Origin of the sequence: Pseudomonas sp. NPDC089422, from assembly GCF_044749405.1 — a bacterium.
Taxonomy (GTDB): domain Bacteria; phylum Pseudomonadota; class Gammaproteobacteria; order Pseudomonadales; family Pseudomonadaceae; genus Aquipseudomonas.
In genome coordinates, this window is sequence record NZ_JBIVHW010000012.1 from 93,656 (window position 1) to 111,792 (window position 18,137).

At 60.5% G+C, this 18,137-nt stretch carries 19 protein-coding genes; 18 read left to right on the forward strand and 1 reads right to left on the reverse strand.

Annotation, left to right across the window (positions count from 1 at the left end):
* Positions 1-4: 4 nt before the first annotated feature.
* The 7 genes from ACIPZ8_RS21675 (at position 5) to chrA (ending at position 6,255) form a co-directional block, all read left to right on the forward strand.
* The gene (locus tag ACIPZ8_RS21675; RefSeq protein ID WP_400727313.1) at positions 5-685 is read left to right on the forward strand and encodes a TenA family transcriptional regulator; all 681 of its coding nucleotides are present in this window, start codon (positions 5-7) and stop codon (positions 683-685) included.
* Positions 672-1,478, forward strand: coding sequence for an SDR family oxidoreductase (locus tag ACIPZ8_RS21680; RefSeq protein WP_400727316.1), 807 nt, complete (start codon positions 672-674; stop codon positions 1,476-1,478). Before ACIPZ8_RS21675 ends, ACIPZ8_RS21680 begins: the two co-directional genes overlap by 14 nt.
* Positions 1,475-2,116, forward strand: a complete 642-nt coding sequence (locus tag ACIPZ8_RS21685; RefSeq protein WP_400727319.1) for a tetratricopeptide repeat protein — start codon at positions 1,475-1,477, stop codon at positions 2,114-2,116. Before ACIPZ8_RS21680 ends, ACIPZ8_RS21685 begins: the two co-directional genes overlap by 4 nt.
* A 2-nt stretch (positions 2,117-2,118) precedes the next feature.
* A complete protein-coding gene (locus tag ACIPZ8_RS21690; RefSeq protein WP_400727322.1) occupies positions 2,119-2,781 on the forward strand; it encodes a response regulator in 663 nt (220 codons plus the stop codon).
* Positions 2,778-4,142 carry an ATP-binding protein gene (locus tag ACIPZ8_RS21695; protein ID WP_400727325.1) on the forward strand — a complete coding sequence of 455 codons (1,365 nt, stop codon included), beginning with the start codon at positions 2,778-2,780 and terminating at the stop codon, positions 4,140-4,142. Before ACIPZ8_RS21690 ends, ACIPZ8_RS21695 begins: the two co-directional genes overlap by 4 nt.
* A 139-nt stretch (positions 4,143-4,281) precedes the next feature.
* Positions 4,282-4,836: a cytochrome b gene (locus ACIPZ8_RS21700; protein ID WP_400727328.1), complete on the forward strand. Its 555-nt coding sequence runs from the start codon at positions 4,282-4,284 to the stop codon at positions 4,834-4,836.
* 48 nt (positions 4,837-4,884) lie between these two features.
* Positions 4,885-6,255 (forward strand): chromate efflux transporter, encoded by a 1,371-nt coding sequence (gene chrA, locus ACIPZ8_RS21705; RefSeq protein WP_400727329.1) that lies wholly within the window; start codon positions 4,885-4,887, stop codon positions 6,253-6,255.
* Positions 6,256-6,424: 169 nt separating this feature from the next.
* On the opposite strand, the gene ACIPZ8_RS21710 is transcribed toward chrA, so the two are convergent.
* The gene (locus ACIPZ8_RS21710; RefSeq protein WP_400727332.1) at positions 6,425-7,033 is read right to left on the reverse strand and encodes a helix-turn-helix domain-containing protein; all 609 of its coding nucleotides are present in this window, start codon (positions 7,031-7,033) and stop codon (positions 6,425-6,427) included.
* 234 nt (positions 7,034-7,267) lie between these two features.
* Between ACIPZ8_RS21710 and ACIPZ8_RS21715 the strand changes: the two genes are divergently transcribed.
* The 11 genes from ACIPZ8_RS21715 (at position 7,268) to ACIPZ8_RS21765 (ending at position 18,040) form a co-directional block, all read left to right on the forward strand.
* Positions 7,268-7,999, forward strand: a complete 732-nt coding sequence (locus ACIPZ8_RS21715) for a helix-turn-helix domain-containing protein (protein ID WP_400727335.1) — start codon at positions 7,268-7,270, stop codon at positions 7,997-7,999.
* Positions 8,000-8,299: 300 nt separating this feature from the next.
* Positions 8,300-9,637, forward strand: coding sequence for an NAD(P)/FAD-dependent oxidoreductase (locus ACIPZ8_RS21720; RefSeq protein ID WP_400727337.1), 1,338 nt, complete (start codon positions 8,300-8,302; stop codon positions 9,635-9,637).
* A 17-nt stretch (positions 9,638-9,654) separates the two neighbouring features.
* The gene (locus ACIPZ8_RS21725) at positions 9,655-10,530 is read left to right on the forward strand and encodes a dihydrodipicolinate synthase family protein (RefSeq protein WP_400727340.1); all 876 of its coding nucleotides are present in this window, start codon (positions 9,655-9,657) and stop codon (positions 10,528-10,530) included.
* A 53-nt stretch (positions 10,531-10,583) separates the two neighbouring features.
* Positions 10,584-11,432, forward strand: coding sequence for a glycine betaine ABC transporter substrate-binding protein (locus ACIPZ8_RS21730; RefSeq protein ID WP_400727343.1), 849 nt, complete (start codon positions 10,584-10,586; stop codon positions 11,430-11,432).
* A gap of 74 nt (positions 11,433-11,506) precedes the next feature.
* Entirely contained in the window at positions 11,507-12,589 is a 1,083-nt protein-coding gene (locus ACIPZ8_RS21735) for a glycine betaine/L-proline ABC transporter ATP-binding protein (protein ID WP_400727346.1), read from the forward strand.
* Positions 12,590-12,627: 38 nt separating this feature from the next.
* Positions 12,628-13,467 (forward strand): ABC transporter permease, encoded by an 840-nt coding sequence (locus tag ACIPZ8_RS21740; RefSeq protein ID WP_400727349.1) that lies wholly within the window; start codon positions 12,628-12,630, stop codon positions 13,465-13,467.
* A complete protein-coding gene (locus tag ACIPZ8_RS21745; protein ID WP_400727352.1) occupies positions 13,467-14,303 on the forward strand; it encodes an ABC transporter permease in 837 nt (278 codons plus the stop codon). The genes ACIPZ8_RS21740 and ACIPZ8_RS21745 overlap by 1 nt, the downstream gene beginning before the upstream one ends.
* A gap of 49 nt (positions 14,304-14,352) precedes the next feature.
* Positions 14,353-15,828, forward strand: a complete 1,476-nt coding sequence (locus tag ACIPZ8_RS21750; protein ID WP_400727355.1) for an aldehyde dehydrogenase family protein — start codon at positions 14,353-14,355, stop codon at positions 15,826-15,828.
* Positions 15,829-15,909: 81 nt separating this feature from the next.
* Positions 15,910-16,458, forward strand: a complete 549-nt coding sequence (locus ACIPZ8_RS21755) for an NAD(P)H-dependent oxidoreductase (protein ID WP_400727358.1) — start codon at positions 15,910-15,912, stop codon at positions 16,456-16,458.
* Positions 16,459-16,593: 135 nt separating this feature from the next.
* Complete coding sequence (locus ACIPZ8_RS21760; RefSeq protein WP_400727361.1) at positions 16,594-17,199, forward strand: HD domain-containing protein; 606 nt, start codon at positions 16,594-16,596, stop codon at positions 17,197-17,199.
* A gap of 34 nt (positions 17,200-17,233) precedes the next feature.
* The gene (locus tag ACIPZ8_RS21765) at positions 17,234-18,040 is read left to right on the forward strand and encodes a shikimate dehydrogenase family protein (RefSeq protein ID WP_400727363.1); all 807 of its coding nucleotides are present in this window, start codon (positions 17,234-17,236) and stop codon (positions 18,038-18,040) included.
* Positions 18,041-18,137: the final 97 nt, after the last annotated feature.

Sequence of the window (18,137 nt, forward strand, 5' to 3'; positions counted from 1 at the left end):
CGCCATGTCATTTTTCGACACCCTGCAGTTGCAAACCAGCCACGAACGCCAGGCCCTGTTCGCGGTGCCGGTAATTCGCGAAGCCTTGGCCGGCCAGGTCAGCCGTGACAGCTATATCGCGTTTCTGACCCAGGCCTACCACCATGTGCGCCACACCGTACCGCTGATGATGGCCTGTGGCGCGCGTCTGCCCTCGCGCCTGGAATGGTTGCGCGGCGCCGTCTGCGAATACATCGAGGAGGAGTATGGCCATGAGCAGTGGATCCTCAATGATATCAAGGCCTGCGGCGGTGACTGGGAGGCCGTGCGTGACGGCCGGCCAGCATTGCCGATCGAGCTGATGGTCGCCTACCTGTACGACCTCATTGCCCGCGGCAATCCGGTGGGGCTGTTTGGCATGGTCAACGTCCTCGAAGGCACCAGCATCGCCCTGGCCACCCATGCCGCCGGTTCGATCCAGAGCAGCCTGGGGCTGCCGGACAGCGCGTTCAGCTACCTCAGCTCCCACGGCGCACTGGACCAGGACCACATGGTCACCTACAAACAGTTGATGGACCGGCTGGACGAGGTCGATGACCACCAGGCAGTGATACACGCCGCCAAGGTGGTGTACCGGTTGTACACCGAGATGTTCCAGGGCTTGCCGCGTGCGGGCCAAGCCGAGGTGCAGCATGCGCTTGCCTGAGTCGGTGGTGGTACTGACCGGTGCCAGTGGCGGCATCGGGCTGCAGTTGGCCGAGCAACTGTGTGCCGCCGGTGCCCGAGTGCTGGCGGTGAGCAGGCATCTGGGCAAGCTGGCAGGTCTGATGAACCGTTACCCGGACCGCCTGCGCTGGCAGACCGCCGACCTGCGTACAGCGCAAGGTCGCGAGCAGGTCGTCAGCCGGGCACGTGAGATGGGCGGGGTCAATGTGCTGATCAACGCCGCCGGCGTGAACCGCTTCGCCTTGCTCGACCAACTGGATGAACACGCCCTGGACGAGTTGCTGGACATCAACCTGAAGGCCCCGCTGCAACTGACCCGTGCCTGCCTGCCGCTGCTGCGCGAGCAACCCAAGGCGTTGGTGGTGAATGTCGGGTCCACCTATGGCTCGATCGGCTACCCCGGCTATGCCACTTACTGCGCCAGCAAGTTCGCGTTGCGCGGCTTCTCCGAGGCGCTTCGCCGCGAGTTGGCCGACACTACGGTGAATGTGCTCTATGCCGCGCCGCGGGCAACCCGCACAGCCATGAACAGCAGCGCCGCGACGGCGCTCAATCAAGCGCTGAAAGTCGGCATGGACGACCCCGCCGATGTCGCCCGGGCCGTGCTCGCGGCGGTGCAGTCCGAGCGCAGCGAACTCTACCTGGGTTGGCCCGAGAAGCTGTTCGTGCGCATCAACGGCATGTTGCCGGGGGTGGTCGACCGTGCGCTGCGCAAGCAGCTGCCCGTTATTCGCCGCTACATCGGTAGCCATTCCAAGGAGTCGAGCAAATGAAGCGTCTGTTCCTCGCCAGCCTGCTGGCCTTCGCCCCCTTCACCTGGGCACTGGACACGGCAGGCACGCAGCACCTGAGCGACCTGCAACAGCGCTGGGCGCAGATCCAGTACCAGGTACCCAAGGACAAACGTGCCGATGCGTTCGAAAAACTGGCGGGTGACGCCACGGCGTTCGTTCATCAATACCCCGGCACGCCTGAGCCCTTGATCTGGGAGGGCATCATCCACAGCAGTTGGGCGGGTGCCATCGGTGGCCTGGGCGCGCTGGGCAAGGTCAAGGCCGCCAAGGCCAGCCTGGAGCAGGCCATGAAGCTGGACCCCAACGCCCTGCAAGGTTCGGCCTACACCAGTTTGGGCACGCTCTACGACCAGGTGCCAGGCTGGCCGATCGGTTTTGGTGACACTGAAATGGCTGACAAGATGCTGCGCAAAGCCCTGCAGATCAACCCCAACGGGATCGACAGCAACTATTTCTGGGCCGATCATCTGTATCGGCAGAAACGCTACGCTGAAGCCACCGCCGCCTTGCAGAAGGCCCTGCAGGCGCCGGCTCGGCCGGGGCGCGAACTGGCAGACCAGGGCCGTCGCGCCGATATTGATGCTTTACTCAAGGCGATCAAGGACAAACAGGACTGAACATGCGGCTACTGCTGGTTGAGGACGATATCGCCTTGGGTGAGGGCATCTGCGACGGCTTGCGCCAGGCGGGCTACACGCTCGACTGGCTGCGCGATGGCGTGAGTGGCTTGCATGCCTTGCAACATGAAACGTTCGACCTGGCCATTCTGGATCTCGGCTTGCCGCGCATGGATGGCATCGAACTGCTGCGGCGCGTGAGGGCTGGGGGCAATAGCCTGCCGGTGTTGATCCTCACCGCGCGGGACGCCCTCGATGACCGCATCACCGGGCTGGATGCAGGTGCCGATGATTACCTGATGAAGCCTTTCGACCTCAACGAGTTGAAGGCCCGTTTGCGTGCCTTGCTGCGGCGAAGCGCCGGGCGGGCAACGGTGCTGATCGAACATGCCGGTGTCAGCCTTGACCCTGCCACGCAGCAAGTGCACTACAACGGCCTCGAAGTCATTCTGACCCCCAAGGAATACCGGCTGTTGCATGAGTTGTTGGCGCAACCGGGCAAGGTCTTCACACGGGAACGCCTGACCCAGCTGTTGTATGGCTGGGATGAGGAGCCCGAGAGCAATACGCTGGAGGTGAACATCTACCACCTGCGCAAGAAGCTCTTCAACGGCCTGATCCGCACGGTCCGCGGTATCGGCTACCTGGTCGAGGTCAAGGCATGAGTTCGCTGCGTCAACGAACGCTCTGGCGCGTCATGCTGTTGCTGTTGGTCGGTACGGGTTTGCTGGCACTCTACAACTACCACGACAGCCGCCATGAAATTAACGAGGTGTATGACGCGCACCTCGCGCAGAATGCGCGTTTGCTGCAGGGCATCATGAGCATGCCCGTGCAGGATGACGCGCGTGACGCGATGTACCGGGCTTTCAACGAAGCATTGGGGCAGGCGGGGCGTCATCGGGTCGGGCACCCCTACGAAAGCAAGCTGGCATTTCAAGTCTGGGGGGAGGGGGGTGTGTTGCTGGTGCATACACCGAGTGCGCCCCGCCTTGATGCGTTGCCGAGTGCAGCGGGTTTCTATGACTTTTCCAGCGGCGACAAACAATGGCGCGGTTTCGTTTTGCCGGTACCGGAAAAAAACTGGGTGATCTGGGTCGGTGAGCGTGATGATGTGCGTTACGACCTGATCGACCGCATCGTTCGGCACACCTTGTTCCCGTTCCTGCTCGGCAGCCTGGCCCTGGTGCTGTTGGTCTGGGCCGCCATCGGCTGGGGGCTGCGGCCGTTGCAGAACATGGCTAATGTGATCCGCGGGCGGCACGCCGATTCTCTGGAACCGCTGCAACTGGTACCGCTGCCCTCGGAGCTTGAGCCGATGCAGGCGGCCATCAATCGCCTGCTGGCCCAGATCGAGGACCTGCTGCGGCGTGAGCATCGTTTCATTGCCGATGCCGCCCATGAGATGCGCACGCCGCTCGCGGTGCTGCGGCTGCACGCGCAGAACGCACTGGAGGCCAGTCAGGAGGCCGAGCGTCACAAGGCGCTGGGTTTTCTCATCGGCGGGGTCGATCGGCTGACCCGGGTGGTCAACCAGCTGCTGACGCTGGCCCGCGTCGAGCCCCGCCTGGGGCAGCGCGCCAATGCCGAGGTGGACCTGGCCGAGGTCGTCACCGATACCTTGGCCGAACTGACCCCGTGGATACTTGACCGTGGTCTGGAGCCTTCGCTGGATATTGGTGACGGTGATCATCACCTGGCCATCGATGCTGGCGCGTTGACGATTGCGCTGCAGAACCTGGTTTCCAATGCGGTGGAACATTCGCCCGCAGGCGGGCGCATCACGGTGCTGCTCAGGCGCCTGGAGAATCGTTTCGAACTGATCGTCGAGGATGAGGGGCCGGGTATCGAGGAGCCTGAGCTATCGCGTGTATTCGAGCGCTTCTACAGCCGTAACAGCCCCAATGGTGCCGGCCTGGGGTTGTCTATTGTGGCTACCATCATTGACCGCCTTGGCGGGCGGGTGCACCTCGAGAACCGGGTCAGTGGTGGACTGGCTGCCACCTTGTCGCTGCCTTTGCTCTGAGGCAACCGGCACGGGGCACTTCAGACTGCCTTAAGCTTGAGTCGGCAACCTGGCGCTGTCCGGTTGCCGGCAGAGGCCTCTTCATTGAAGGAGGCCTGATGGCGACGGATAACTCTTTCCGTTATCTGAGGTCATGAATATGCAGCGCGAATCAAGAGTTGACCGCTATGGTCGCCTGTCGATCATCATGCATTGGAGCATGGTCGTTCTGTTCGTCGGCATTTATGCCTGTGTCGAATTGCGCGGGGCGTTACCCAAGGGGCACGTGCTCAAAGGCCCTTTGCTGGGTGGCCATGCATTGCTGGGGATCGTTGTATTTGCGTTAGTCTGGGTACGCCTGCTGGGGCGGCTCGCTCCCCGGCCGCCTGTCGTACCCAAACCTCCCGCCTGGCAGGCGGCGATGGCCAACATCACTCACCTGGCGCTTTATGGTTTGATGATCGCGACGCCGCTATTGGCCTGGTTGATGTTGGCTGCTGCCGGTAAACCCCTGCCGTATTGGGGCATCAGCCTCCCGTCGCCGCTGTCTGTGGACCCTGCGCTGGCGAGGACGCTGAAGGAGTGGCATGAGCTGGTGGGTAATGCAGGCTACGCGCTGATCGGGCTTCACGCTTGTGCAGGGCTGGCACACCATTATCTGATCAAGGACAACACCCTCAAGCGCATGCTGCCAGGTAAAAGTGCGCCGCAGTGACAGAGGAAGCTATCCTGCTGACAGTTTCTGCGAGTGAGGCAAGACAAGATGGTTGATTCCACCTCCGCTGTGAGCAGGCAGCCGCCATCGCAAGCGGCCAGGCAGCCGATTGGCTTGCGTGAAGCTTTTCTGTTTTGGCTCAAGCTGGGTTTCATCAGTTTTGGCGGGCCCGCCGGGCAGATCTCGATCATGCACCAGGAACTGGTCGAGCGCCGCCGCTGGATCAGTGAGAAGCGGTTTCTGCACGCGCTGAACTACTGCATGTTGTTGCCCGGCCCTGAGGCCCAACAGCTCGCCACCTACATCGGCTGGCTCATGCACCGCTCGTGGGGCGGGGTGATTGCCGGCGCATTGTTCGTGCTGCCGTCGCTGTTCATCCTGATCGGCCTGTCGTGGGTCTACATCGCCTTTGGCGAGGTGCCGGTAGTGGCGGGGATCTTCTATGGCATCAAGCCGGCAGTCACGGCCATTGTTGCCCACGCAGCCCACCGGATTGGATCGCGAGCGCTGAAGAATGGCTGGCTGTGGGCAATGGCCGGGGCCTCGTTCGTGGCCATTTTTGCCCTCAACGTACCGTTCCCCCTTATCGTGCTGGTGGCCGCCATCATTGGCTATGCAGGCGGGCGCATCGCCCCTGCAACGTTCGTGATCGGCGGCGGCCCTGGCGCCGCGAAGAGCAGCTATGGCCCGGCCCTGATCGATGACGACACCCCGAGGCCCGAGCATGCCCGTTTCAGTGGGTGGCATCTGGTACGCCTGCTGATGATCGGTGCGGGGCTCTGGGGGCTGCCCATGGGGCTGTTGACGCTGTCGTTTGGTTGGGAGGGCACCCTGACGCAAATGGGCTGGTTCTTCACAAAAGCCGCGCTGATGACCTTTGGCGGTGCATACGCGGTGCTGCCCTATGTCTACCAGGGGGCTGTCGGGCACTTCGGCTGGCTGTCACCCACGCAGATGATCGATGGCCTCGCGTTAGGGGAAACCACACCAGGCCCACTGATCATGGTGGTTGCCTTCGTCGGCTTCGTGGGTGGCTACGTCCACCCGATGTTCGGTGCTGAACACCCGTTTCTAGCTGGCGCAGTTGCGGCGAGCCTCATCACTTGGTTCACCTTCCTGCCTTCGTTCATCTTCATCCTTGCGGGCGGCCCGGTCGTCGAGTCGACACACAACGAGATGAAGTTTACCGCCCCGCTGACAGGCATCACCGCCGCTGTGGTGGGGGTGATCCTGAACCTCGCCATGTTCTTCGGCTACCACGTGCTTTGGCCAATGGGTTTCAATGGGGCGTTCGACTGGCCTTCTGCAGTGATCGCGGTCACAGCTGCAATTGCCTTGTTTCGCTTCAAGCGAGGTGTGATTCAAGTGCTGCTCGCTTGCGCACTGGTCGGCCTGGCAGTTCATATGTTGCGTATATGAAACCAGAGGCGCGAGAGCAGGCTTTCTCACTGACCGGCGAGCCCTTATCCATCAAGCCTTACAAAGAGCTGCAAAGGAACCACCGAGCCGGAAGTATCGGACATTCTGAGTCCAGGATTGGACCGGTAGAGCCAGGTGACCCACCGCAGCAGAGGTATCTCAGTGCAAGTCAGAACGTCGGGGGCGCAATGACCCAGACCAGCACCGTCTCGCTCTCACCCGGGTTTTCCCAGCGATAGGGCTCGTCGTTGACCCTGAAGCTATCCCCGGTTTTTACATCAAATTGATGCTCGCCCATCCAGATGCTCAGCTGCCCACTGACTACGAAACCTTCCTCTACGGTGCCGCGTGTAGTTGGCGCCTCGAAGGTCGTGCCGGGTTTGATCGTGGCCAGGAACATCTCGAACTCGCCGCCAACATCGGGGGATAGCGACTCCTCCGTGAGTCCCCCGGTGGCTGGGCCCAGGCGCCGCCGTGACCCGGCCCGGACTACCCGACCTACTTCCGCAGATGGCTGTTCCTTGGACGGAAAGAACCAGTCCATAGGTACCCCAAGGGAAAAGGCAATCCGCTTCAGGTCAGAAATAGGGATCTCTGCACGGCCTCGCTCAAGCTGGCTGATGAAGCTGATGGAGCGCCCCGTGGCGGCCGCAATTTCAGCGAGCGTCTTGGCCCGGGCCTTGCGCAGTTTGCGAATTTCCTCACCCAGGGCAATCCGGTCGCTGTCGACGCCAGCTTCAAAGTCGCATTGGGTTAAGTCGGTTTTATCGATTGGCATGCTGTGTCTCCTAGCGAGCTGACGATAACCGCAACCCATAAAATTGGCCACAATAATCCTTGGCCGAAATCTTCCCTATGAAAAATGCTCCTTGAAATTTCTTCTTTGAGCATGATCTGGCGCTATTTTTTTTCGTTCTAACCGCCTGGATGGCCCTTTCCCGCTCGGCAGCGAAGCCTTCTCATTTTAAAAAACAATTAAAAAACAATTGGTTATAGGCATTTCTAGTGCGTGATGAGACCTGCAGAAAAACTCAAAAAAAATACGTGCAAAAATTATTTGAAGGTGCATAATCACCTTAGAAAATTTTTAAGCCATTTTTTTCTGGGACTGGCTTGCAGATCGAGCGAGGTTCAAATGACCGGTGACATTGCAGGCGTAGTTGAGATTGAAGGTGGCTTCGAGTCTCCCGAGGATTCTCTTGCTTGGGGCAGGGAGATTCGCAAGTTGCGCAAGGCACGAGGGAAAACGCTGGCTGAGCTGGCCTTTGCTACCGGTCGCTCGCCGAGCTTTCTTAGCCAGTTGGAGCGCGGCAATACCGAAATTTCGATCACCGATTTGAAACGGCTGGCAGCTGCGCTGGGTGTGCCACTGGGGTGGTTCTTCACCGCGGACTGCAAGCCGCAGCCGGAAGTAGGGCGAGTGGTTCGAGCGAACAGCCGCCGCCGTCTGGGTGCCTTTCTTGACGGTATTACCGAAGAGCTATTGTCGCCCGATATCGGTGGCATGTTTGAAATGTTTCTCAGCACCTTCGCGGTTGGCGCTACGCGGCCTGCAGCAGCGGCGCGAGATACCGAGGAAGAAATCTATGTGATCCAGGGACAATTCGATATCTGGATCGGTGACGATACGTTCAGCCTCAAGGCGGGTGACAGTGTCAGAATTGTGCGCGAGTCGTACAGGTGGGTGAATACCGGCGATACCGAAGTTATTGTCGTCTGGGTGATCGCACCGCCCACGTATTGAAGGTCGTCATGGTTCGATAACACAATTCGGAGGTCGCAAAAAACAAAGTCTGGTTACGTTCCTATTTGGAATGGCGGGTGCGTGCACCCAGGATTTAACCCGGCTGATTAATCAAAGCTGAAATCAAAAATAATAACGGCGCTTGACGTTCTGCCCTGAAATAAAGCGCTGGTAGGTAAGTACAAACAACAAGGGCCCTGACGGGATGGGTCTCTATAAATTGCCTGCTGATGGAACAAGCGCCAACGCTTGTTCACGAGATGTCCAAACGACGGTTTTCTTATTTCAGGAGATTCAAAGTTGGCTTCCTTATCTAACAAGCGTATCGATGTTACGCCGCCGCAAGTCGAACCCACCGATTCCGGGTGGTACCTGGCCTCCGGCCCCGACTTGCCACTGAACCCGCTTTACGGAAACGTCACCTGCGAATGCCTGGTGATCGGCGCCGGCTGGATGGGCCTGCATGCCGCGCGCCGCTACGCCGAGCTCAACCCCCAGGCGCAGGTCTTGCTGGTCGACGCCGGGCGCATCGGCAACAACGCTTCGGGCCGCTGCATGGGTTTTGCCATCGACCTGGCGCATAACCCACGCAAGCGTGACTTCGTCGAAGACCTCAAGGGCAACCAGGAAGAGCTGCACGTCAACCTCGAAGGCACCGCCTACCTGAAAAGCGCCATGGAGGCAGGGGTGGACTGCGACTGGGACCCCCAGGGCAAATACCACAGCGCCGCCACCGAGGCCGGTGTTCAGGACCTGGTGCAGTTTTCCAAGGCCCTCGACATGATGGGGCAGAAGTACAGCTGGGTAGAAGCTGATGGCATGCGTGAGCTGACCGGTAGCCGGCACTACATCAAAGCACTGCACCACCCTGGGACGGTGCTGATCCAGCCTGCGAAATACCTGAAGAACGCCGCGCGGATGTTGCCAAAGAACGTCAAGGTGCATGAAAACACCATCGTGCGTTCGGCCCAGTTCGGCAAGCCTCACCATGTGTTCGAAACCCAGAATGGGGTGATTCACGCCAAGAAGGTGATCATCTGCGCGTCGGGCTACCTGAACAACTTCGGCTTCTACAAGAACAGCGCGATCCCGGTTTATACCTTCGCCAGCATGACCCGCGTGCTGACCGACAAGGAACTGGCCAAGTGCGGCGAGGGCCCGTTTGGCCTGATCCCGGCCAACAGTTTCGGCACCACCGTCAGGCGCACCAACGATAACCGCCTGTTTTTTCGCAACGTCTACTCGTACGCGAAGAAGTACAAGACCACAGTCGAGGATGTCGCGCAGGCCAGTGTTCACCAGCAGGTGTCGTTCGAACGGCGTTACCCGGAACTGGCCTCGATGGGCTTCGTTTCCAGCTGGGGTGGCCTGCTGACCCTTTCGCAGAACGGCGGAATGATCTGGGGCGAGTTGGGTGAAAACGTCTACGGCACGGGTATCTGCAACGGCACTGGCGTGTCCCGCGGTACCGGCTTTGGCAAGGCACTGGCGGAACTGGCATCGGGCCTGAACTCCACCACCATTGAAATTCTCAAGCGCCGCAAGACGCCGTCGCGGGCGTATCCGGAAATCATTACTTCGCTGGGTGTGAAGTTCGTCACCGGGCGTCGATTCAAAGAAGCTGGTCAAGAAATCTAAAAACAGGAGAAGTGGCAATGGCAAATCTGATTGGTATCAACCTTGCGATGCAAACCACCTTCAACGACCGTGGTGAAGTCGACTACAACGCCTACGAAAAACTGATCGAGCAGTACATCGAGGCGGGCGTTCACGGCCTGGTACTGGGTGCCGGTAGCGGCCAGCATCCCTACCTTACCGAAGCCGAATGCAACAAGCTGTACGAGATCGGCATCAAGCGCATCAATGGCCGCGTCAATGTGATTTGCCAGACGTCCGCGCTTAATGTCGATGAGGTCATCCGTCGTTCTCGCCATGCAGAAGAAGCCGGCGCCGATGCGCTGATGATTCTGCCACCGTACTTCGAAGGCCCGACCGACGACGACGGCCTGTTCGAGTTCTACCGCGAAATCGATGCGGCAGTGAGCATCGACATCGTTGGCTACAACATCCCGCAGTCGACCCAGATTTCGGTATCGCCGCAGCTGCTGTCCCGCCTGCAGGAGTTGAAAAACTTCAACTACATCAAAGACAGCGGTGGTGACTTTACCATCCACCAGCAGTACATCCAGAGCGGCGGCGGCGTGCTGAACGGCTGCGACACCATCGCCCTGTATGCCTTCATGGCCGGCACCAAGGGCGCCATCTGGGGTGCTGCGAACTACATGCCGCGCGAAACCGTGCAACTGTTCAACTTCGTTCAGGAGAAACAGTACGAAGAAGCCCTGGCGCTCTGGAACAAGATGCTGCCTTCGCTGCTGCTGATTCAGACCACCAACTACATTCCGTCCGTGCTCTACGCCGCCCACCTGCGTGGTTTCGGTACCGGCAACTTGCGTAAACCGCAGCGCGCGATTTCCGAACAAGAAGCCATGGTGCTCAAAGCTGCTTTGCAACCGCTGCTAAACGGCTGAGGCTGCAGGCTGAAAAACAATAAAGCGGTAACTTGCAGAATCCGGAGATGGCCATGCGTGTTTTCTACAGATTGTTTGCAGTCCTTGCTTTTATCGTTTTCTCGAGCCTTGCGAATGCCGATGAAAAGGTCGTAAAGATCGGGGCGATGGTCTATGAAGATGTCCAGGCCATCTCCCTCATCAGCAAGCATTTTCTCGAGCAAGAACATTACAAAGTTGAAGTGGTGAACTTCTCCGAGCAGGGGATTGCGTACAGCGCACTTGCCCGCGGTGATGTCGACCTGCTGGTTTCGATGATCAATTACGTCGCCTACGACTATTGGATAAAAAACAAGCAGCGGCTGGAGAAGGTGTCGGTCGTGTCCCATGGCTTGCTTCAGGGGATTGCAGTGCCTGACTACATGAACATCTCGACCATCGAGGAGTTGAATATGGTCAAGGAGCAGACCGGCGGCAAAGTCATCGGTATTGAACCGGGGTCTGGCCTGATGCGCGAGATGGGCGAGGCGGTGAAGGCCTACGGCCTGCAGTATGACGTGGTCGATGGCAGTACCGCTGCCATGGCTGCCCAGCTGCAGTCGGCGCTGGAGCGCAAGCAACCTATCGCCGTGGCGTTGTGGAAACCGTCCTGGATGGCTGAACGCTACAACGTGAAGTTCCTGGATGATCCCAAGCATGTCTTTGCCCCGCCGCAGACCTACTACTGGATTGCCAAGAAAGGCTTTTCGGTGAACAACCCGGGCTTGCGCGAAGCGTTAGCCAGCATCTATGTGCCGATCGAGGACATCACCCGCATGACCGGTGCGGTCAAGGGCGGTGCCACGATGGAACAGGCCGTGGATAGCTGGTGGAAAGACAATCAGCCCCTCGCCGGAAAGTGGGCGCAGATGTCTGGCAAGTGATGGAACCCGGCCTGGTGCCTGCCCGGCACCAGGCTGGTAACAAGAATAATCAACTTCCGGATAGGCCTAAGAACATGATTACTCGACCCACTCATGTGGCGGTATCCCCGATTGTGGAATGCCGTGGTGTATGGAAGATTTTTGGCAACCAAAGCCCTGCAGCTGTCGATGCTGCAAAACGGTTCACCGAAGGCAAGGATGCGTTGCTCGACAAGCACGGTTCGGTGGTGGCAGTGGCGGATGCGACGTTCTCGGTGAGTGAAGGTGAAACCTTCTGCATCATCGGTTTGTCGGGCAGCGGCAAGTCGACGCTGATCCGTCACTTCAACCGGCTGATCGATCCTACCTGCGGTGAAGTACTCATCCATGGTCGGGATATCTGCAAGATGACCCCCGCCGAGCTGCGCGACCTGCGTTCGCGCAAGATCGGCATGGTGTTCCAGAACGTGGCGCTGCTGCCTTACCGCACGGTGCTGCAAAACGTGGTGTTGCCCCTGGAAGTGCAGGGCATGAACAAGCAGGAGGCCTTGCGCAAGGGGCAGGATGCGCTGGACAAGGTGGGGCTGGGGAACTGGGCCAATCGCTACCCGCAGGAGCTGTCTGGCGGCATGCAGCAACGGGTGGGCATTGCCCGGGCGCTGGCCGCCGACCCTGACGTGCTGTTGATGGACGAACCGTTCAGTGCGCTCGACCCGTTGATTCGCAAGCAGCTGCAAATCGAGTTCAAGAAGCTCTCCACCGACCTGCGCAAGACCACCATTTTCATTACCCACGACATCGATGAAGCAATCCGCATCGGTGACCGCATCGCGATCATGAAAGAGGGGCGAATGATCCAGGTCGGCACGCCGGAGGAGGTGGTGCTCAACCCGGCGGACGACTACGTGGCCAGCTTCATGGAGGGCATCTCGCGGCTCAAGTTGCTCAAGGCGTACTCGATGCTCAAGCGCATCGACAACCGAGAGCTCGCCGAATTCGGCGGTCGTTCGCTGGACGCGCTGGTCAGCGTCAACATCGATGCCGACCTTGAGACCTTGATCGATATTGCTGTAGGCAAGCGCGAAGAAGTGGTCGCCATCAAGGAACATGGCCGAATCGTCGGAACGGTCTGTCGCGAAACCCTGCTCAGGGCGGTGCGCGGGCTAGACCTGGCATAACTCACGGCAACTGCATCGGGTTATGAGAGGAGAAGTTCATGACTGCAATCATCGATACATTTGATTCGACCATCGACACATCGCTGGCCTGGTTGATCGACGAAGGCGCCGGGTTCTTCAATGCCATGAGCACGGCCATGGATGGCGCCTATGCGGCGATCAACACGCTGCTGATGTTCGCGCCGTGGTGGGGGGTTGTGCTGGCGGTGGGACTGATCGGCTGGCGGCTCGTGGGGCTGTTGTTCGCGGTCACCGCCGTCGCCGGTTTGTGGCTTTGCCAGGCGATGGGTTTGTGGAGCGAAACCATGGCAACCCTGACCTTGGTGTTCAGTTCCACCTTGTTGGCCTTGCTGATCGCCATTCCGGCGGGCGTGGTGGTGGGGCTGTCGGCCAGGTGGAAGCACGGCGCCGAACTGGTGCTGGACTTCATCCAGACGATGCCCCCCTACATCTTCCTGCTGCCGGGCATCGCCTTGCTGGGCTATGGCCCTGCCACGGCGATCTGGGCCACGTGCCTGGTGGCCATTCCACCGGCGCTGCGCCTGACGGCCCACGGGGTGTTCATGACCCCGGTGCAGTATTGCGAGCTGGGTTCGGCGGTGGGCATGAAAACGGCCTCGCAGGTGATGAAGATTCGGCTGCCGTTTGCCATCCCGTCGATTCTGGCTGGCATCAACCAGAGCCTGATGCTCAGCTTCGGCATGGTGGTGATTGCCGGTATCGCAGGCTCCGGTGGCCTGGGGCAAACCATCTATGAGGCGGTGCGCACCCTGAAGATCGACCTGGCGGTAAACGCCGGGATTGCCATCGTCATCCTGACCATTGTGCTTGACCGCATTTCGCAGGCCATGTGCACCACCGAAAAAGGAGCCGTGTGATGGATATCACCTTATCGCCAGGCTCTGCCGTGGCGCCGTTCCTGTCTTACCTTAACAGTAACTTTCACTCTGCCTTCATGGCGATAGCGCAGTTCTTCGATGTGTTCATCAGTGCCATCGTCACGCTGTTGAACCTGGCCTCGGCGCCTGTAGTCATCGGCGCCCTGTCGGTGGTGTGTGCACTGGTCGCCGGCTGGCGCGTCGGGCTGATGACGCTCGGCGGGCTGGCCTGCTGCCTGGCGCTTGGCATGTGGCAGCCAGCGGTGAACACCATCGCGCTGATCGCCGTGGCGGTGGCATTTTCGCTATCGATCGGCATCGTCCTTGGCGTATTGCTGTCGCGCAGCGAACGCCTGAAGGCCGCTGCCCGGCCGATCCTGGACGTTATGCAGACCATGCCGCCCTGGGTGTACCTGGTGCCCGCCGTAGTGCTGTTCGGGCTCGGGGCGGTTCCGGCGTTGCTGGCCACGATCATCTTCGGCATCCCGCCGATGATCCGCCTGACCATCCTGGCCATGAACCAGATCCCCAGCAACCGCCTGGAGCTCGGCGCGGCCATCGGCGCCCGTCCACGGGAGATCTTCTGGAAGATCGAACTGCCGTCGGCATTGCCGACCCTGTTGGTCGGGGTCAACCAATGCGTGCTGCTGTCGCTGGCGATGGTGGTACTTGCCGGCCTCGTCGGGGCCGGGGGCCTGGGCTCGGAAGTGACAAGAGGGCTCAGCCGCATGGAGTTCGGGCTTGGCGTGCGGGCCAGCCTGGCCATCGTGATTCTTGCGCTGATCATTGACCGGGTATGCCGCGGCACCGTCCCGGCACGTTTCCTCAAGCATTGATTGGCACCCGCAGTAGCAGTCGTTCATACACACGAACTTGGGAGTAAGCATGCGCACTCAACTTTACATCGATGGCCAATGGGCCGACCCAATCAGCAAGGGCACCCTGGACGTCATCAACCCGGCCACCGAGGAAGTCATCCACGCCATTCCCAAAGGGGGCGCGCAAGACATCGACCTGGCGGTGCGTGCGGCGCGTCGGGCCTTCGACCAGGATGGCTGGCCGCAGACCACCGGCGCGCAGCGTGCGGTGTACCTGCGGCGTATCGCCGAGTTGATCCGTGGACGTTCTGAAGAACTGGCCAGGCTCGAAGTGCTCGACAACGGCAAGCCGTTGCCCGAAGCCCGTTGGGACATTGGCGATGCGGCGGGTTGCTTCGATTACTACGCAGGCCTTGCCGAGAATCTGGACAGCGACAGCAGCGCAGACCTGGCGATTTCCGACGACCGTTTCCGCACCAAGGTGGTGAAAGAGGCAGTGGGCGTGGTGGGTGGGATCATCCCATGGAACTACCCGCTGCTGATGGCGGCCTGGAAGGTCGCACCGGCGTTGGCTGCCGGCTGCACCATCGTGCTCAAGCCGGCCGAGAACACCTCGCTCACCGCCCTTGAACTGGCGGCAGTTGCGCAACAGGCAGAGCTGCCTGCCGGTGTGTTGAACATCGTGACAGGCCTGGGTGGCGAGGCGGGGCAGGCGCTGGTCACGCACCCGCAGGTAGACAAACTGGCCTTCACCGGCTCCGGCAAGGTCGGCTCGCACATCATGGCCGAGGCGGCCAAGGATATCAAACGGGTGAGCCTGGAGCTGGGCGGCAAATCGCCGCTGCTGGTGTTCGACGATGCCGATATCGAGAACGCGGTCGAGTGGATCATGTTCGGCATCTTCTGGAACCAGGGCCAGGTCTGCTCGGCCACTTCCCGGGTGCTGGTGCAGGAGGGCGTGTACGAAAAGCTGCTCGCGCGTCTGACCGAAGAGGCCCGCAAGATCACTATCGGTGACGGCTTGGAGGAGGGCGTGCTGCTCGGCCCGTTGGTCTCCAAACAGCAATACGACCAGGTCAGCGCCGCAGTGGTGCGCGCCCAGGAAGACGGTGCCCAAGTGGTTACCGGCGGTGCTCGCCCTGCCGCGCTGGGCAAGGGCTACTACTTCCAGCCCACCATCCTCACCGAGGTGCCGCTGGACAGCCACGCCTGGAAGGAAGAGATCTTCGGCCCGGTGGTGTGCGTGCGCCGTTTCGCCACTGAGCAGGATGCCGTGGCGTTGGCCAATGACAGCCGCTATGGCCTGGCCGCCGCGGTGATGACCACGGATGCCAAGCGTTCGGAGCGCGTGGCCCATGCCTTGCGCGCGGGCATCGTCTGGATCAACTGCTCGCAGCCAACCTTCACCGAAGCGCCATGGGGTGGCTACAAGCAGTCCGGCATCGGTCGGGAACTTGGCAAGTGGGGTCTGGAAAATTACCTGGAAACCAAGCAGATCACTGCCTACACCAGCAACGATGCATGGGGCTGGTACGTCAAGTAAGTGGCTGGGCTCGATGGCCGCGTGGCGGTCATCGAGCCTGGCGCCATCCAAGGCAGTCAGCCGTTTCGAAGGAGGTAGGTTTTGACAAATACATTGGTTGTAGTAGCCCACCCGGATCTTTCCAACTCTCGCATCAATGCCGCCTGGTACAAGGCCCTGCTGGGGCAGCCGGGGGTTACGGTGATCGACCTTTACGGGCGCTATCCCGACGGCAGAATCGACATCGCCGCCGAGCAGCAACTGATCGAGGCCCATGAGCGCATCGTCTTGCAGTTCCCGATGCAGTGGTACAACTGCCCGGCGCTGCTCAAGCAGTGGATAGACGATGTGTTCGCCGACGGCTGGGCTTACGGCAGCGGCAAGGCGGTGGCCGGCAAGACGCTGAGCATTGCCGTCTCGACCTGGTCGAAGGCGTCGGATTACCAGGCGCAAGGGCGCTACGGGCGCACGCTCGAAGAGCTCACCAGCCCGTTCGAGGTGTTGGCATTTCGTATCGACATGCACTACCGCCCTGGGTATTTCCTCAGCGGTATTGGCGACATTGGTGACGACGACCTGCGCGACAACGCCGAAAAGTACCGGCATTACATCACTGCGTTCGAATACCAGTACAGCGTTGACATGGCCTGACAGCCGGGCGCGGCCTGCAGCCCGCCAATGCTGGGTAACACCATGATTGTTTGAACCACTTGATTAGCCTGCCGGGCTCGCCCGCGATTGGAAAGGGCGCGGGCGCCTGCGGCCATAAGAACAATGGAGGCTGTGATGCAAAGCGTTTCGTTCCGCCAGATGAAAGACGGCATCAAAGAAGAATATGAAATGCTCCACCAGCTGGAGGCGGACTTCGCCACGCTGTTGCCGGACCGTATCCTGGCCTGCCTGCGCGGCCTGGAGAACTCGTTGAGCGGCTACCAGATCGACCGCCTGCAACATTCGCTGCAAACCGCCACCCGTGCCGAAAACGACGGCGCTGACGAAGAGATGATCGTGGCGGCACTGATTCATGACCTGGGCGATGAACTGGCGCCCTACAACCATTCGCAGTATGCCGCCTCGATCATTCGCCCTTACGTGCGCGCGGAAGTCACGTGGGTGATCAACTACCACGGGCTATTCCAGAACTTTTACTACGTGCACTTCTTCGGTGGCGACCCCAACGAGCGGGACATCTACAAGGACCACCCGTATTACCAGAGCTGCGTGCACTTCTGCGAAGCCTGGGACCAGGCCTCGTTCGACCCGGACTACCCGACATTCCCGCTCGAACACTTCGAGCCGATGGTGCGGCGCATTTTCACCCGCCCCGCATTCGACCCACGTTATGTGGGTGACGAGCGCATGAGCATCAGTACCGAGCGCTCGGTTGCCTGAACCACCTGGATTTGAAGCCCACAAGGAGAACACCATGGATGACTGTGCAGCAATCAGTGGTACCACACGTGTCTTTGCCATCCTCGCCGACCCCATCGCCCAGGTGAAGTCGCCGCAGGCCGTTAACCGGCTGGCCAGCGAGCGGGGCGAGAACAGTGTGCTGGTACCGTTGCAGGTCGCGTCGGCGGACCTTGGGCGGGTGGTTGAAGGGTTACGGGCATCGCAGAGCATCGGCGGCTTCGTGGTGACCGTGCCGCACAAGTCGGCAGTGGTGGAATATTGCGATACGGTTTCTGATGCGGTGCGCCAGGTTGGAGCCGCCAATGTCGTTACCCGCAGCGCCGATGGGCGCCTGCACGGGCATAACCTCGACGGCCTGGGTTTCGTCGCCGGGCTGAGGCTGGGGGGGATCGAACCTGTTGGCCTGTCGGTGTACCTGGCAGGAGCGGGGGGCGCAGCGTGTGCGATCGCTTTTGCGCTGGCGCAAGCGGGCGTGCGTAGCCTGACGGTGTACAACCGCACGCCGGCCAAAGCACGCCAGCTGCTGGAGCGGCTGACCGAAGCCTTTCCCGGCCTGGTGACAGGGCTAGGAACGGATAACCCGAGCGAACACGACCTGGTCGTCAACGCCACCTCGCTGGGCATGCGCGAAGGCGATGAACTGCCTTGTGACGTCACCCGGCTGGAGGCTGGCCAGGTTGTTGCGGAAATCATCATGGAGCCTGCAGTAACGCCGCTGTTGCAAGCGGCGAAGCGCCAGGGCTGCCAGACCCACCCGGGGGGGTCGATGATGGAGGGCCAGATCGAAATGATCTTCCAGACGCTGCACCGGGTAGGTTGATCTACGAACTACCCGTGCGGCCTCATGGCCGTGATGTCGAACTGTGGCTTTGCTACGCCCTTGTTCCACGTCGTAATGCTGTTTCCGGGCTGCCTGG